The organism is Halopseudomonas pelagia (genome assembly GCF_009497895.1).
Lineage (GTDB): Bacteria > Pseudomonadota > Gammaproteobacteria > Pseudomonadales > Pseudomonadaceae > Halopseudomonas > Halopseudomonas pelagia_A.
Map to the genome: position 1 here is coordinate 2,290,613 of NZ_CP033116.1, position 15,477 is coordinate 2,306,089.

General features: G+C 59.0%; 10 protein-coding genes. All 10 read right to left on the minus strand.

Going from position 1 to position 15,477, the window contains the following annotated elements; all coding sequences use genetic code 11:
* Positions 1–75: 75 nt before the first annotated feature.
* Positions 76–2,775, minus strand: coding sequence for a nitrate reductase (locus EAO82_RS10815; RefSeq protein ID WP_096345722.1), 2,700 nt, complete (start codon positions 2,773–2,775; stop codon positions 76–78).
* Positions 2,776–3,076: 301 nt separating this feature from the next.
* Complete coding sequence (gene nirD, locus EAO82_RS10820) at positions 3,077–3,403, minus strand: nitrite reductase small subunit NirD (protein ID WP_096345724.1); 327 nt, start codon at positions 3,401–3,403, stop codon at positions 3,077–3,079.
* Positions 3,400–5,856 carry a nitrite reductase large subunit NirB gene (gene nirB, locus EAO82_RS10825; RefSeq protein ID WP_096345725.1) on the minus strand — a complete coding sequence of 819 codons (2,457 nt, stop codon included), beginning with the start codon at positions 5,854–5,856 and terminating at the stop codon, positions 3,400–3,402. Before nirB ends, nirD begins: the two co-directional genes overlap by 4 nt.
* A 298-nt stretch (positions 5,857–6,154) precedes the next feature.
* Positions 6,155–7,819 carry a bifunctional protein-serine/threonine kinase/phosphatase gene (locus EAO82_RS10830; protein ID WP_096345726.1) on the minus strand — a complete coding sequence of 555 codons (1,665 nt, stop codon included), beginning with the start codon at positions 7,817–7,819 and terminating at the stop codon, positions 6,155–6,157.
* A gap of 2 nt (positions 7,820–7,821) precedes the next feature.
* Entirely contained in the window at positions 7,822–9,033 is a 1,212-nt protein-coding gene (locus EAO82_RS10835; protein WP_096345727.1) for a nitrate/nitrite transporter, read from the minus strand.
* Positions 9,034–9,232: 199 nt separating this feature from the next.
* The gene (locus tag EAO82_RS10840) at positions 9,233–9,808 is read right to left on the minus strand and encodes an ANTAR domain-containing response regulator (protein ID WP_096345728.1); all 576 of its coding nucleotides are present in this window, start codon (positions 9,806–9,808) and stop codon (positions 9,233–9,235) included.
* Between the two features lie 34 nt (positions 9,809–9,842).
* Positions 9,843–11,063: a CmpA/NrtA family ABC transporter substrate-binding protein gene (locus EAO82_RS10845; protein WP_096345729.1), complete on the minus strand. Its 1,221-nt coding sequence runs from the start codon at positions 11,061–11,063 to the stop codon at positions 9,843–9,845.
* Between the two features lie 154 nt (positions 11,064–11,217).
* The gene (locus EAO82_RS10850; RefSeq protein WP_096345730.1) at positions 11,218–11,646 is read right to left on the minus strand and encodes a universal stress protein; all 429 of its coding nucleotides are present in this window, start codon (positions 11,644–11,646) and stop codon (positions 11,218–11,220) included.
* On the minus strand, positions 11,639–14,254 hold the full coding sequence (locus tag EAO82_RS10855; RefSeq protein ID WP_096345731.1) for a TRAP transporter permease: 2,616 nt from the start codon (positions 14,252–14,254) through the stop codon (positions 11,639–11,641). The genes EAO82_RS10850 and EAO82_RS10855 overlap by 8 nt, the downstream gene beginning before the upstream one ends.
* A gap of 86 nt (positions 14,255–14,340) precedes the next feature.
* A complete protein-coding gene (locus EAO82_RS10860; RefSeq protein WP_096345732.1) occupies positions 14,341–15,315 on the minus strand; it encodes a TAXI family TRAP transporter solute-binding subunit in 975 nt (324 codons plus the stop codon).
* Between the last annotated feature and the right edge of the window lie 162 nt (positions 15,316–15,477).

Genomic DNA, 15,477 nt, shown 5'->3' on the forward strand with positions numbered 1-15,477 from the left:
CGAGGCCGGCGCTCCCACCAGAACCCTGTACGCATAAGCTAGTAGGAGCGGCGGCCCCGCCGCGAAGGACCTCTGTCATACAGCCTCCCTAGCCCGGCTCAGTAACCCGTTGATTTCCGGCACGCAGGAACCACACTCTGTCCCACAGCCCAGCGCGGCTTTTAGCCCATTCAGGTCTAGACCGCGATCAATGCCCGCCTGAATGCGGCTTTGACTGACGTTCATGCAATTGCACAGCGTGCGGTCAGCAGCACCTGACTTACCCCCCGGCGGCGAACTGATCGGCGCCAGAAACCAGCGCCGCAGTTCGGCATCGGTCTCACCGCTCTGCCAGACGGCGCGCAGCCAATCACGGGCGGCGGTTTCCCCGGTCAATCGAATAGCGGTGATTCGGCCTTCTTCAATCCTGACCCGCTTGCCAATAGCCCGGCGAAGGTCATCGTAGATCAGCACCGGCCCGTTCTGCAGGTCCAGCAGGCTATCCAGCTTGGCCAGCCAGTCGGCATCCGGCGCGTTACGGTGCGCGGCGCGGATCAGCAAGGCAGGGCGATCGCGCCCAGCCAGGCTGAAGCTGGCGAAGGCCAGCTCTTCACAATGGTCACGCAGCGCGGTGAAGCGCTGCTGCACGTTGCCTTCCACCAGCACGAACAGTTCCCAGGGAAAGACCACGGGCTTGACGTTGATGCCAGCCTGTTTCAGCTCGGGCTGCTTGGACAGCGGATCAAATAGCGGCTGAGTCAGCACGTTAACGCCCAGGCCCTTGAGAAAGCGGTTGCCCCAGTGCATCGGAATATAGGCCTGGCCGGGGCGAATCTGTTCATCCGCCAGCACCGGCAGGATCAGCTCACCGCGCCGGCTTTTGACCTGCACCAGTTGGCCATCGACCAGACGGCGGCTGCGCAGGTCGTCCGGATGCAGGCTGATCTGCGCCTGCTCGACATGGCCGAACAGCTGCGCCGCAGTGCCAGTTCGGCTCATGCCGTGCCACTGATCACGCAGTCGCCCGGTGTTCAATGTCAGCGGGAAGCGCGCATCGCGCTGTTCCTTGTGCGGCAAGTAGGACTCGGCGATAAAACGCGCGCGGCCGTTGTCGGTCGGGAACTGATTATCTGCGTACAGCCGTGCAGTGCCTTTTTGTGTAGCCGCGTCGAACGGCCACTGCTGCGGGCCCAGTTCGTCGATCAGCGCGTAGCTTAGAGAGCTGTAATCCAGATCCCTGCCGGCGGTCAACCCACGGTACTCATCGAACAGCGATTGGGGACTGTCGAAGTCAAACAGACTTGGCTGGCCAGGGCGTAATTGCGCTTCCAGACGCGTGGCCAGGTCGCAGACAATCGCCCAGTCCGGTCGCGCTTCGCCCGGTGCGGCGACCGCTGAACGCACGCGGCTGATACGCCGCTCGGAATTGGTCACGCTGCCGGCCTTTTCGCCCCAACTGGCGGCGGGCAGCAGCAGGTCGGCGTAATGACAGGTTTCGGTGGTGGCAAAGGCTTCCTGCACCACCACAAAAGGGCAGGCGGCCAGCGCCTCGTGGATCAGTGTCTGATCCGGCATGGATTGCGCGGGGTTGGTGCAGGCGATCCACAGCGCCTTGATCTTGCCCTGACGTACACACTCGAACAGCTCGACAGCGCTCAAGCCGACATTACCCGGCAGGCTGTCGACACCCCAATATTCGGCCACTTCGTTGCGATGCTCGGCATTGGCGGCTTCGCGATGGCCAGGCAACAGATTGGACAAGCTGCCTGTCTCGCGGCCGCCCATGGCATTCGGCTGGCCGGTTAGTGAGAAGGGTCCGCTACCGGGTTTGCCGATCTGCCCGGTGGCCAGATGCAGATTGATCAGCGCACTATTTTTTGCGCTGCCGGCGCTGGACTGATTCAAACCCATACACCAGAGCGAGAGAAACGACGGCGCGGTGCCGATCATGCGTGCCACATTCTGCAGATCATCCTGACGGATGCCGCAGATGCCCGAGACCATCTCTGGCGTATAGTCCCGCACCAGGGTTTTCAGTTCATCAAACCCGCCGGTGTGCTCGTCGATAAAGCGCCGGTCGAGCCAGCCTTCCCACATCAGAATATGCAGAATGCCGTGAAACAACGCCACGTCGGTACCGGGCTGCACTGCCAGATGCATATCGGCGATATCGCAGGTATCGGTGCGCCGCGGGTCAACAACGATGATGCGCATATCCGGCTTGTCCGCCTTGGCCTGCTCCAGGCGGCGGAAAAGCACCGGATGCGCATAAGCCATATTGCTGCCGACAATCAGCAGGCAATCGCTTTGTTCAATGTCCTCGTAGGAGCAGGGCGGTGCATCGGCACCCAGGCTGCGCTTGTAACCGACCACCGCGCTGGACATGCACAGCCTTGAGTTACTGTCGATATTGTTAGTGGCCACTAACGCTCGGGCCAATTTGTTGAAGGCGTAGTAGTCCTCGGTCAGCAACTGCCCAGAGATATAGAACGCGACGCTGTCGGGGCCGTGCTCGGCAATGGTCTGGCCAAACACCTGAGCGGCATGGCCCATGGCGGTATCCCAATCGCTACGGCTGCGCGCCAAGCCTTTGCCCAGCCGTAATTCGGGGTACAGCGCTCGCGCTGTGAGGTCACCGGTCAAATGCAGGGTCGCGCCCTTGCTGCACAGCCGACCGTAGTTGGCCGGGTGCGCCGGGTCGCCCTTGACGCCGATAATGCGCTCATTATCGTGCTCGATCAGCACACCGCAGCCGACGCCGCAGTAGCAGCAAGTGGAGGCGGTTATTGTGGTCATAGCATTACGCTCGATTCTGATATTTCGAGTTTGGCTTCATTGGCGGCGGGCTGGGCTGGACACGCCGTGAACCCCCTCCGGGCCAGCCCACCAATCACAGATTGGTGGGTGTTCGGCTTCGCACGAAGCTGAGCTTCGTCAACGCTCGCCTCACCCCTGGGGGCTCGGCGATGCCGTCCGTCCGCCAAGGACGGCGGAAGTGTCGAAAATGCAGGAGCATTTTTCGACCAGGCATCGACGGTCCAGCCCATCCCGCCCCCAACGACGCTATGGTCCTGCGTGCAGCCTGCGATAAAAGCAATCACGCTGGCTCCCGAGCCTTGTCCAACACCAACTGCACCCGCCCATTCTCCACCCGGGTCGGATAGCGATGCGTGCATCCCACATCGGGGGCCACGGCCTCGCCGTTCTCCAGTTGAATGGTCCAGTTGTGCAGCGGGCAGGTGACCTGCTTGCCAAAAACGATGCCCTGAGACAGCGGCCCATTCTTGTGTGGGCAACGATCGTCCACGGCAAATACATCGTCATCGCTGGTGCGAAATACCGCGATATCACATTTGGCGCCGGTCACTACGCGTGAGCCAAGTGGGGGAATGTCTTCCAGCGCGCAGATATCCAGCCAGTTCATAGGGCCACCTCGGCAATTTCCTTGACCGCAATGCGGCGGAATTCGTTTTTAAGCTCTTCCTTCTCGATGCGTTCTTTCCAGGGATCCTGTTCAAACGAGAGGGAAAACAGCAGGCGCTCATGCAAAGCCTTGCGACGCTCGGCATCTTCCAGCACACCCTTCTTGATGTGCTCCAGACCGACGCGGTGCATGTAGTGCACGGTGCGTTCCAGATAGAAGGCTTCTTCACGGTAGAGCTGCAGGAAGGCCAGGCTGTATTCCATCACCTCGGCTTCGGTCTTGACCTTGACGAAGAACTCGCCAGCTTCGGTCTTTATGCCACCGTTGCCGCCGATATACAGCTCCCAGCCGGAGTCCACGCCGATAATGCCAATATCCTTGATGCCGGATTCTGCACAGTTGCGCGGGCAACCGGACACCGCCAGCTTGACCTTGTGTGGCGACCACATGTTGAACAGCGCATGCTCCAGGTCGATGCCCATCTGCGTCGAATTCTGCGTACCAAAGCGGCAGAATTCGCTGCCTACGCAGGTTTTTACCGTGCGGATGGATTTGCCGTAGGCGTGGCCCGAGGGCATATCCAGATCCTTCCAGACCGCGGGCAGATCCTCTTTCTTAATGCCGAGCAGATCGATCCGCTGGCCACCGGTGACCTTGACCATGGGCACCTGATACTTGTCGGCTACATCGGCGATCCGGCGCAGCTCCGCCGCATTGGTAATGCCGCCCCACATGCGTGGAATAACCGAGTAGGTACCGTCTTTCTGGATATTGGCGTGGGCGCGCTCGTTGATAAAGCGCGACTGCGGATCGTCCTTGGCCTCGCCTGGCCAGGTGGAGATCAGGTAATAGTTCAGCGCCGGGCGGCAGGTGGCGCAGCCGTTCGGCGTGCGCCATTCCATAAAGCGCATGGCATCGGGAATACTGATCAGGTGGTGCTCGCGAATCGCCTTGCGGACCTGGCCGTGATTCAGATCGGTACAGCCGCACACGGCTTTCTCGCTCTTGGGCTTTACATCAGCGGCGCCGCCCACGGTGTTAATCACGATCTGCTCGACCAGGCCGGTGCAGGAGCCACAGGAACTGGCAGCCTTGGTGTGCTTTTTCACGTCATCGACGCTGAACAGGCCGTGCTCCTGGATCGCCTTGACGATGGTGCCCTTGCATACGCCGTTGCAGCCGCAGACTTCCATGTCATCGGGCATGTTGGTGGTCTTGCTCTGACCCTGGTGGCCGGTATCACCAATGGCGTTTTCGCCAAACATCAGGTGGTCCCGGATCTCGTGAATGTTGTGGCTTTCCTTGACCATGCGGAAGTACCAGCCGCCGTCGGCGGTGTCCCCGTACAGGCAGGCGCCGACCAGGATGTTGTTTCTGATCACCAGCTTCTTGTACACGCCACCGATGGGGTCGGACAGCGTAATCACTTCGCTGTCGTCATCGCCCATGAACTCGCCAGCGGAGAACAGGTCGATGCCGGTAACCTTGAGTTTGGTCGAGGTGACCGAGCCTTCGTAGCGACCATAACCGAGCATGGCCAGGTGATTGGCGCAGACCTTGGCTTGTTCAAACAGTGGCGCAACCAGACCGTAGGCGATGCCCCGGTGGCTGGCACATTCGCCGATGGCGTAGATCTTCGGATCGTAGGTTTGCAGCGTATCGCTGACCAGAATGCCTCGATTGCAGGCCAGGCCAGCGCTTTCTGCCAGATCGGTATTCGGGCGGATGCCGGCGGCCATGACCACCAGGTCGGCGGGAATTTCGCTGCCATCCTTGAAGCGCACGGCTTTGACCCGGCCCTTGCCATCATCCAGCAACGCGCTGGTGAACTGTGGCAGCAGGAACTTCAGTCCGCGCTCTTCCAGCGAACCCTGGAGCAAATTTCCCGCGGTGCGATCCAACTGGCGTTCCAGCAGCCATTCACCGATATGCACGACGGTGACTTCCATACCGCGCATCTTCAGCCCGTTGGCCGCTTCCAGGCCGAGCAGACCGCCGCCGATGACCACGGCGTGCTTGTGGGTCTTGGCGGTGTTCATCATCGTTTCGGTATCGGCGATATCCCGATAGCCGATCACGCCTTCCAGATCCTTGCCGGGAATCGGCAGAATGAAAGGATTGGAGCCGGTCGCCATCAACAGCCGGTCATATTCCGCCTCGGTACCGTCGTCGGCATACACACGACAGGCCTTGCGATCGATTTTGACCACCTTGCGGCCAGTATGCAGGGTGATGTTGTTATCTGAGTACCACTTCAGGTCATTGAGGATAATGTCCTCGAACGCCTGCTCGCCGGCCAGAACCGGCGAGAGCAGAATGCGGTTGTAGTTGGGGTGCGGCTCGGCACCGAACACGGTTATGTCGTACATGTCAGGTGCGAGCTTGAGCAGTTCTTCCAGGGTACGTACCCCGGCCATGCCGTTGCCTACCATCACCAGTTTGAGCTTTTGCATCTGTTGCTCCGTGTTGTTGAGCGCAAAACAAAAAAGGCGTCCCACCGCTCTCGCGGTAGGACGCCTTTGTCCGGTTCCTGATCAGTCAGGTAGTGCCCTGTCGCCGTTGACAGTTGCACGTTATGTAAGGGTGTTGCACTTGCGTGGCTTGCTTGTATGAATATCTCTTGATTACAACAATGCACAGTGCGTGCCAGCTTCCAAGTAACTGATATTCCTCGGGTTGCAGGGCGCTGAGTGAGATTTTACTGCACCCATATGAGGCGGTCGGCACCACCCTGGTGCGCTTATGCGATACTCAGTGCAGCAACATCACCAGCAGCAGCAGATTCAAACCCAACGCACCCAGTGCAATGCCGCGCCATATCGCCAGCGGCGCGCGCTCCAGTAACGGCCGATGTGCCGGCGCCAGAGCTGAGCGATCACCCCGTTCTAAAGCCAATAACCATTCCTCGGCGGTTTCGTAGCGCTTGCCGGGATCGGTCTCCAACGCCTTGAGTAGGCAGCGGTCAATCCAGGTAGGCAGATCCGGCCGATAACGACTCGGTGGAGTCGGTTGGCCAAAGCGCGGATGCTGAAACGCTTCGATTTCGCCATAGGGGTAATGGCCGGTCAGCAGGTAATAGAGGCTGACGCCTGCGCTGTACAGATCCTGCTGCGCTGAGGGCTCGGCCCCGGCAAAAGCTTCCGGGGCGATATAGCTGGGCGTGCCGGGTAAACCGCCTTGCCAGTCTGACAAGCCGGGGCAGAATGCCAGACCGAAATCGAGCAGGCGCAGCACGCCGTCATCGCCGATATGCAGGTTGCTGGGGGTTATATCCCTGTGCAGTATATTGCGCCGATGCAATAGTCCGACAGCACGTGTCAAAGCGGGTGCAAGGCTCTGGAATTGCGCCAGGCTGAGCAGACCGGTGCTGCGCTTCTGTTGCTGCAGGGTCATGCCGGCATATTCGCGCATTACGTAGTACAGGTGCCGACGACTGCAATGCGCATGCAGTTCGGGTACATGCGTACCCGCCACCCGGCGCAGAAACCATTCCTCCAGCACCAACTGACGCTGCGCCTCAGGGTCATCCTTGAGCGCAGCGGGCAGGGTTTTCAATAGCCAGTTCTGCTGGGTGGCGTCCTTGACGCGATACAGCAAGGATTGGCGCGATTCGGCCAAGCGCTCTGTGACAAGCCAGCCTTCAAAACTCTGACCGTTCTTCAGAGGCGGAGGAACGGCACGTTCGTCCGCTGGCAGCAGCGCATCATTCAGGCTGGCTTTCGGCAGGTGATCAATGCATACCAGCAATGCGCTGGCGTTGTCCGGGCTGCCGGCCAGATGTGCTTGGCTGACCAGCTCATTGCAGCAGTTTGCCGGTTCATCCTCCCGGGTCAGGTACTGGTGCAGTAGCTGATCATCCAACTGCGCCCAGACGCCATCGCTGACCAGCAGAAAACGATCGCCGCTATGCAGCTCGCCCTCCAGGTAGTCCATCACCAGATGTTCATCCAGGCCCATGGCGCGCTTGAGTACGTGCTGCATGCCGGGCTGCTCCCACACATGCTCCTGGGTCAGTTTGCGCAGCTGGCCATCGCGCAACAGGTAGACCCGGCAGTCGCCGATATGTGCCAGCGTATAGCGCTGCCCGCGCAGCACCAGCAGGCTCAGGGTGGTGAGTAGCGGCTGCCCGCCGCCATTGCAGCGCAGCCAGCGATTGTGTGCGGTCAACAGCCGCTCCAGAGCCTGAGTCACGGTCCAGGTTTCGGGCGTCGAGTAGTAATCCAGCGCCAACGCTTGCAAGGTTGCCCGGGCAGCCAGACCACCATCGGCACAGTGGCTGACACCATCAGCGAGCGCTAGCAGATGGCCCTTGCTTGCGGCCAGGTGCGGGGCAGGCGTAACGATGCGTATCGCATCCTGGTTCTCTTCCCGCGGGCCCCTGGCGCTCGCTTCGGCGATGCGCAGTTCCAGACTCATGATCAGATTCGCGCCGAGGTCATGGCTGACGAACCCCAGGTGGTGCGCCAGCGACGTTTGACGCCAATCAAGCCAAACAGGGCCAGCAGGCCGAGGCCAGAAAACAACCAGAGTCCCAGTTGGTAGTCGCCGGTCTGCTGCTTGATGGTACCCAGCCCGGCGGCCAGTACGAACCCGCCTACGCCGCCGGCCATGCCGATCAACCCGGTCATTACCCCGATTTCACGATGAAAGCGCTGGGGTACCAATTGGAAGACCGCACCGTTGCCAGCGCCCAATCCCAGCATGGCTGTGACGAACAGCGCCAGTGCAGCAAAGGAGCTGGAGAGGTTAAAGCCAACCAGCGCGATACACAGCGATGCTACGGCATACATGCACAGCAGCGAGCGAATGCCACCGACCCGGTCGGCAAAGGCGCCACCCAACGGCCGCATCAGGCTGCCGGCCAATACGCAGGCGGCGGTGTAGTAGCCCGCGGTCACCGGGTTTAGCCCGTACTGGTCGCTGAAGTAGCCGGGCAGGGCACTGGCCAGACCAATAAAGCCACCAAAGGTTATGCTGTAGAAAAACATGAACCACCAGCTGTCTTTATCGTTCAGCGCCAGCAGATAGTCCTTGCCGGCCTTGGGCTTGGGGCGCTGGGGTGAGTTCTTCGCCACCAATATAAAGATGATCAGAGTGGCGACCAGCGGAATCAGTGCCAGGCCAAATACATTCTGCCAGCCGAACAGATAGGCCAGTCCGGGTGCAAACAGCGCGGCAAGCACGGTGCCTGAATTACCCGCGCCGGCAATGCCCATGGCCTTGCCCTGATGCTCTGCTGGGTACCATTGCGAGGCCAGTGGCAGCGCGACCGCAAAGGCGGCGCCGGCAAAACCCAGCCCCAGGCCCAGCAGCAACGCCTTGTTGTAGCTGTCGACGCCCAGCAGCCAGGCAGTAGCCAATGCGGTAATCACTACCACTTGACCAATGATGCCCGCGGTTTTGGGAGACAACCGGTCAGCCAGAAAGCCCATCAACAGTCGCAGGACAGCGCCCGCGAGAATCGGCGTGGCGACCATCATGCCTCTTTGCTGTGCGCTGAGGCTCAAATCGGTAGCGATCTGCACCGCAAGGGGGCCAAGCAGATACCAGACCATAAAGCTAAGATCGAAGTAGAGAAAGGCGGCAAACAGAGTCGGTGTATGACCGGCTTTCCAGAAACTTTTGTTCATGTGAAATCCCTCAGGAGTGGGCGGTATCAGTGCTGCAGATAGTTTTGCCTGCGCCATTGAGGCAAAAAAAAACGCCACTTCCCGGCAGACCAGTAAAGGTCTGATGGGAAATGACGTCGTTGTCTGATGGCAACCGCCGTTGGCTGCCTGAGTTAATCCAAGCAGGATACGTGCCAGACGAAGGTTTAGCAGCGAGGGTTCAGTCTTTAAGCAGCTCGTGCATGGAGATAATCTGTTCGGCGACCTGGATGATCTTCTGCTGCTTGCTCATGGCCTGGCGGCGCATCAATGTATGCGCTTCGGCTTCATCGCAATTACGCATTTTCATCAGCAGGCCTTTGGCTTTTTCAATGCGCTTGCGTTCGTTCAGTTGCTGTTCGCGCTCAAGTAGTTCGGAGCGCAGCTTCTGGTCGCTTTCAAACCGCGCCATGGCCACATCTAGAATTGCCCGCATGCGCGCGCTTTGAATACCTTCAACGATATAGGCGCTGACGCCGGACTGAATTGCCTGGCGCATCACCCCAGGGTCACGGTCGTCGGTGAACATCACGATCGGCCGAGGTTGGTCACGGGTCACCAGGCAGACCTGTTCCATCACGTCGCGGCCGGGTGAGTCGCTATCGATCAATACCACATCCGGCTTGCAGCTCTGCACCCGGGCGGGCAGGTCGATAGACAAGCCTGATTCTTCCAGCACCTCAAAGCCAGCTTCGATCAGCGAATCCCGAAGCCGCCCGAGTTTGCGGGCTGTGTCGTCAATCAGCAGGATGCGCATAGTGCACTCCCGTACGAACAAGGGTCAGAAGCATTCATCCAGGCGTCCGTCCCAGGTCATGGTGTATATCCAGAGCATGCAGTGCGAACCCACGAGCGTAGCCGCGTGGGTCGCTGCCATCCCAATGCATACCATCAACTAAGGTGCTGCTGCGCATCGGTGAAGACGGGATGGTTACCCCCAGAGCACTGGCTGCATCACGGTAAATATCCAGTTGCTGCACCTGCCGGGCGACGGCGAGGTAATCAGGATCCGTGCGCAACAGGCCCCAACGGCGGAACTGGGTCATGAACCACATTGCGTCCGACAGATAGGGCATGTTGACGCTGCCTTCACCGTGGAAACGCAGCGGGTGGCTATCCTGCCAGATATCTCCGTTGCCGTCATTGTACTCTCCCAGCATGCGCGGCAGCAGTGCATCAACGGGCGCATCAACGAACTCTGGGCTGCTGATCAACTGGGCGGTACTCTCACGATTGGCGTCGTTCTGGTCGATAAAACGGCTGGCATCGAGTATCGCCATGACCAGGGCTCTGGCGGTATTGGGGTAGCGGTCGACAAATTCCTGTGTGGTACTCAGCACCTTTTCGGGGTGGTCAGGCCAGATCGACTGGCTGGTCGCCATGGTGAAACCTTCGCCCTGCTGAATGGCGCAGGCGCCCCAGGGCTCGCCTGCGCAAAAGCCGTCGATACGCTTGGCCTTCAGATGCTGGACCATCAAGGAGGGTGGGACTACCAGAGTCTCAACATCCTTTAGCGGATGAATACCCTGCGCCGCCAGCCAGTAATACAACCACATAGCGTGGGTGCCGGTGGGGAAGGTCTGGGCAAACCGCAGTGGCGCACTATTTTGATGCACCATCTTGCCCAGCGCCTTGGGATCGGTCACGCCAGCGCGTTGCATGCTGGCGGCAAGATTGATCGCCTGGCCGTTCTGGTTCAAGCCCATCAACACCGCCATCGGCGTGCTCGGACTGCCGATGCCCAGATGCACCCCGTAGATCAGGCCGTACAGGCCCTGTACGGCGTCCAGCTCGCCGCTCAGCAGGCGGTCTCGCAATCCCGCCCACGAAGCCTGTCGGTGCAGTTGCAGACTTAGCCCGTAGGGCTCGGCGAAACCTTGAGTGGCGGCCACAATCAGCGATGCGGCGTCCGTTAATGGCAGGTAACCCAGCTTTAACAGGCTTTTTTCCGGAGCATCGCTACCGTTGACCCAGGCCAGCGCATCGGCACGTGGTTGGCGATCTTGCTTCATGAGGTTTTTCCTTAACTGTCGGGTGCGCGGCAAATAAAAAAGCGCCGTGCTCCAGATCGCTGCTACTGATCTGGATACACGACGCCGTTGTCGTTTGCTGCTGCCCGATTAATCGGGTTTGGAAAAAATCAGAGCAAGGACTGTGCCAGCGATATTAGCGCACGATCATTACCGAGGTTTTGGACAACTGCACTACGCGCAGCGCATTGGTACCCAATACATAATCCTCGGCACGTTTGCGCTTATGCGATGCCATGACAATCAGATCTGCGTCGATCTTTTTCGCTACCCGCAAAATCGCCTCGTAAGCTTTGCCATCAGCCACGATGCGTTGCACCTTGACGTCCTTCGGCACATTTGCCTTGACGAATTCCTTGAGATTGTTGGTGATCGCCTGTTTGGCTTTTTCCGCATATTCCTTGGGAAAAAAGCCACCTACCAGCGGCAACCCGAAATCCGGAATCACCATGACCACGTGCAGCGAGGCCGTGTAATCACGGCACAGCTGCAGCGCGGTAGGCAAGGACTTGGCCCAGGACGCCTTGTGATTCAGATCGATTGGTAAGAGGATCCGGTTATACATTGTTACCTCCAGGCGCGGTCGCAACAGGCGCTTCAGCAGCCGGGCGACGTCGCCACTGCAGCCCGATGATCAGCATGAACAGCAAGAAACCGGGAATCCACATCCATTCCTTGGCCCACCGGTCCACCGGCGCTAGCACTTCGATGATTTCCTGATCAAAGTCGAACCCCAGATCAGCAGCCATGCTGCCGTAGGTAACCATGTCAACCAGGGTGCGGTCGCCATCCTGCATCAGCATCAGCCCGGTCTCTTCCAGACGCTCTTCGCCGGTCTCGCCATCCGGCACGGGCATCAGCACGTAGAAAGTGCGCGCACTGCCAATGTCGTCTTTACCGCTGATCTGAATCCGCAGGTTGCTTCCTTCGTCCACGCGGTCGAGCGCGGTGGCGATTTCAGCAGGCGGAATCGACTGGTAGGGATCGTGAATCATGTCCATCCAGAAGCCTGGACGGAACAAGGTAAAGGCTACCAACAGCATCAGCACACTTTCATACCAGCGGCTCCGCACCAGCAGCCAGCCCTGGGTGCCTGCGGCGAAGATCAACATGGCAATGGTGGCGACAATGAACACCACTATCCCTTGCCAGAAGGTGACATCGATCAACAGCAGGTCAGTGTTGAAGATGAACAGGAAGGGCAGGGCCGCTGTGCGCAGGCTGTAGTAGAAAGCCTGAAAGCCGGTTCGAATCGGATCACCGCCAGACACCGCCGCAGCGGCGAAGGACGCCAGCCCGACTGGCGGGGTGACATCCGCCATGATGCCGAAGTAGAACACGAACAGGTGTACGGCAATCAGGGGCACGATCAGGCCGTTCTGCTGGCCCAGGGTCACAATAACGGGGGCGAGCAAGGCCGAGACCACAATGTAGTTGGCGGTAGTCGGCAGACCCATCCCCAGAATCAGGCTGAGAATGGCGGTCAGGATCAGCATGAGCATCAGGTTGCCCATGGAGAGTATCTCGACCAGATCGGCGAGTACCAGGCCTACGCCAGTCTGCGCTACGGCGCCAACAATGATCCCTGCCGCTGCAGTGGCGATGCCAATACCGATCATGTTGCGCGCGCCGGCGACCAACCCTTGCCACAAGTCATCCAGCCCCTCATGCAGATCATGTGCGAGCTTGCTTTCGCCGCGGAACATGGCCATCAGAGGGCGCTGGGTGATGATGATCACGATCATCAGAACCGTGGCCCAGAAGGCCGACAGGCCAGGGGACAGGCGTTCTACCATCAAGCACCAGACCAGCACGATCACCGGCAGAATATAATGCAGGCCGGACATCACTGTGGGTTTGGTTTGCGGCAGCGTTACCACGGGGGATTCGGGATCGTCCATCTCGAGCACCGGGTAGCGTGATCCGACCTTCAGCAGCCCAACGTACACAGCCAACAGACAGGCGCCAATGACCCAGCCAGCAGCATCGCCGAGCAGCGGTTTGAGCCAGCCGAGCCCGTAGTACACCGCAAATGACAGTGCCATCAACAGAATCAGGCCGGTCATGAAGCCAAAAATTTTACGCAACAATGGCCGCGGCGGGTTGCTGCTCTGCAGGCCCTGCATGTCCGCCTTCATTGCCTCCAGGTGCACAATGTAAACCAGTGCGATATAGGAGATCAGCGCGGGCAGAAAGGCATGCTTGATCACGTCGACGTAGGAAATGCCGACATATTCTACCATCAGAAACGCCGCAGCGCCCATTACCGGCGGCATGATCTGGCCGTTTACTGACGAGGCCACTTCTACCGCGCCGGCTTTTTCGGAGCTGAAACCTACGCGTTTCATCATCGGTACGGTAAAGGTACCGGTAGTCACTACGTTGGCGATTGATGAGCCCGAGATCAGGCCGGTCATCGCCGATGCCACCACCGCTGCCTTAGCTGGGCCTCCGCGATAGTGACCCAAAAGCGAAAACGCGACCTTGATGAAGTAGTTACCGGCGCCGGCTTTATCCAGCAGGGAGCCGAAAAGGACAAACAGAAATACGAAGCTGGTAGATACGCCTAGGGCAATGCCGAAAACGCCCTGGCTAGTCAGCCATTGGTGGTTGACCAGCGCTTCAATGCTGACGCCACGGTGCGCCATAATACCGGGCATATAGGGGCCGGCGAGGCAATAGACCAGAAACACCAGAGCGACGACCATCAAAGGCGGACCCAGAGCCCTGCGAGTGGCTTCCAGCAGCAGCACCAGACCTGCTACGCCGACGATCACATCCAGCGTAGTCGGGTTGCCCGGGCGGCTGGCCAGCTCGGTATAGAAAATAAACAGGTAAGCGGCGCAGAACGAGGCTGCGAAGGCCAGAACCCAGTCCTGCACGGGAACGCGTTCTCTTGGTGAACGCTTGAGTGCGGGAAAGGCCATAAAGCCGAGAAAAATCGCAAAAGCCAGGTGAATAGACCGGGATTCTGCACTGTTGAATACGCCAAAGCCGACCAGATAGGGCAGTGGGGACGCGATCCACAGCTGAAAGAGAGACCAGGCTGCTGCGACCGACACGATTAATTTGCCGGTGAATCCCTGGGGTTTTCGAGCGCCGGTATCACTGGTGGCTACCAGGTCTTCCAGTTCGGTGCTCAGATCATCACGTTGGTTGTTTTGTACGCTCATGGTAGCCCTTGAGTAGTTGCATGGTGCTAATAAAGGAATGAAACATGCAAAAAACAAACCCGGATCAGTGATCCGGGTTTGGGGGCTTACATCCAGCCGCGTTCCTTGTAGTAGCGAACGGCGCCATCATGCAGAGGAATGGAGAGACCTTCCTTGATCATCTCTTCTTCTTTCAGTGTCGCAAAAGCGGGGTGCAGACGCTTGAAGCGATCGAAGTTCTCGAACACGGCCTTCACGGTCTGGTACACGGTTTCGTCATCAGTATCGGTTGAGGTTACCAGTGTGGCACGGACACCAAAGGTGTTCACATCATTATCGTTGCCACGGTAGATGCCGCCCGGGATGGTCGCTTTGGCGTAGTAAGGCCGCTCGGCGATCAGTTTGTCGATTTCCTCACCGTCGACTGACACCAGTACTGCATCTACGGTAGTGGTCGCTTCCTGAATGGAGCCATTGGGATGGCCAGCAACGTAGACCATGGCATCGATGTTGTTGTCACCCAGTGCGGCGGCCTGCTCGGCGGCGTCAAGTGCCGAGACCAGGGAGAAGTCTTCGTGCGTCCAGCCCAGTGCATCGAGTACAACATCCATAGTGTCGCGCTGACCGGAACCCGGGTTGCCGATATTCACACGCTTGCCTTTCAGATCCTTGACGTCAGTAATGTCGGCGTCACGGCGGGCAACCACAGTCAGTGGTTCACCGTGCAGCGCGAACATGGCACGCATACCGTCGAACTTGCCAGCGTCTTCAAAGTTCTCAACACCTTCATAGGCTTTGTACTGAATGTCCGACTGGACTACGCCCATGTTCATTTCACCACCACGAATGGCGTTGACGTTGGCCACGGAGCCACCGCTGGACGGGGCGTTACAGCGAATGCCATGCTCGTCAGTATTGCGATTGATCAAGCGGCAAACAGACTGGCCAACGACGTAGTAGACGCCGGTCTGGCCGCCGGTGCCGATGGTTACGAAGTTCTGCTGGGCCACAGCCGGAGTGGATGCCAGTGCGGCACATCCGATTGCTGCGGAAAACAGCATGGCGAGCGATTGACGTTTCATTAGAGGGTGACTCCTTTTTCTGGTTATCAATCGGCAACGTTGCAATACATCACTGCAATCAACTGCCGATGTCACGGTATTCCCTGGCGTTTTGGCCAGGGAGAGATTATCAACTCGTGGTCGATGATTTGGTGCCCGGTCCTTGAAGTGTAGCGGAGTATT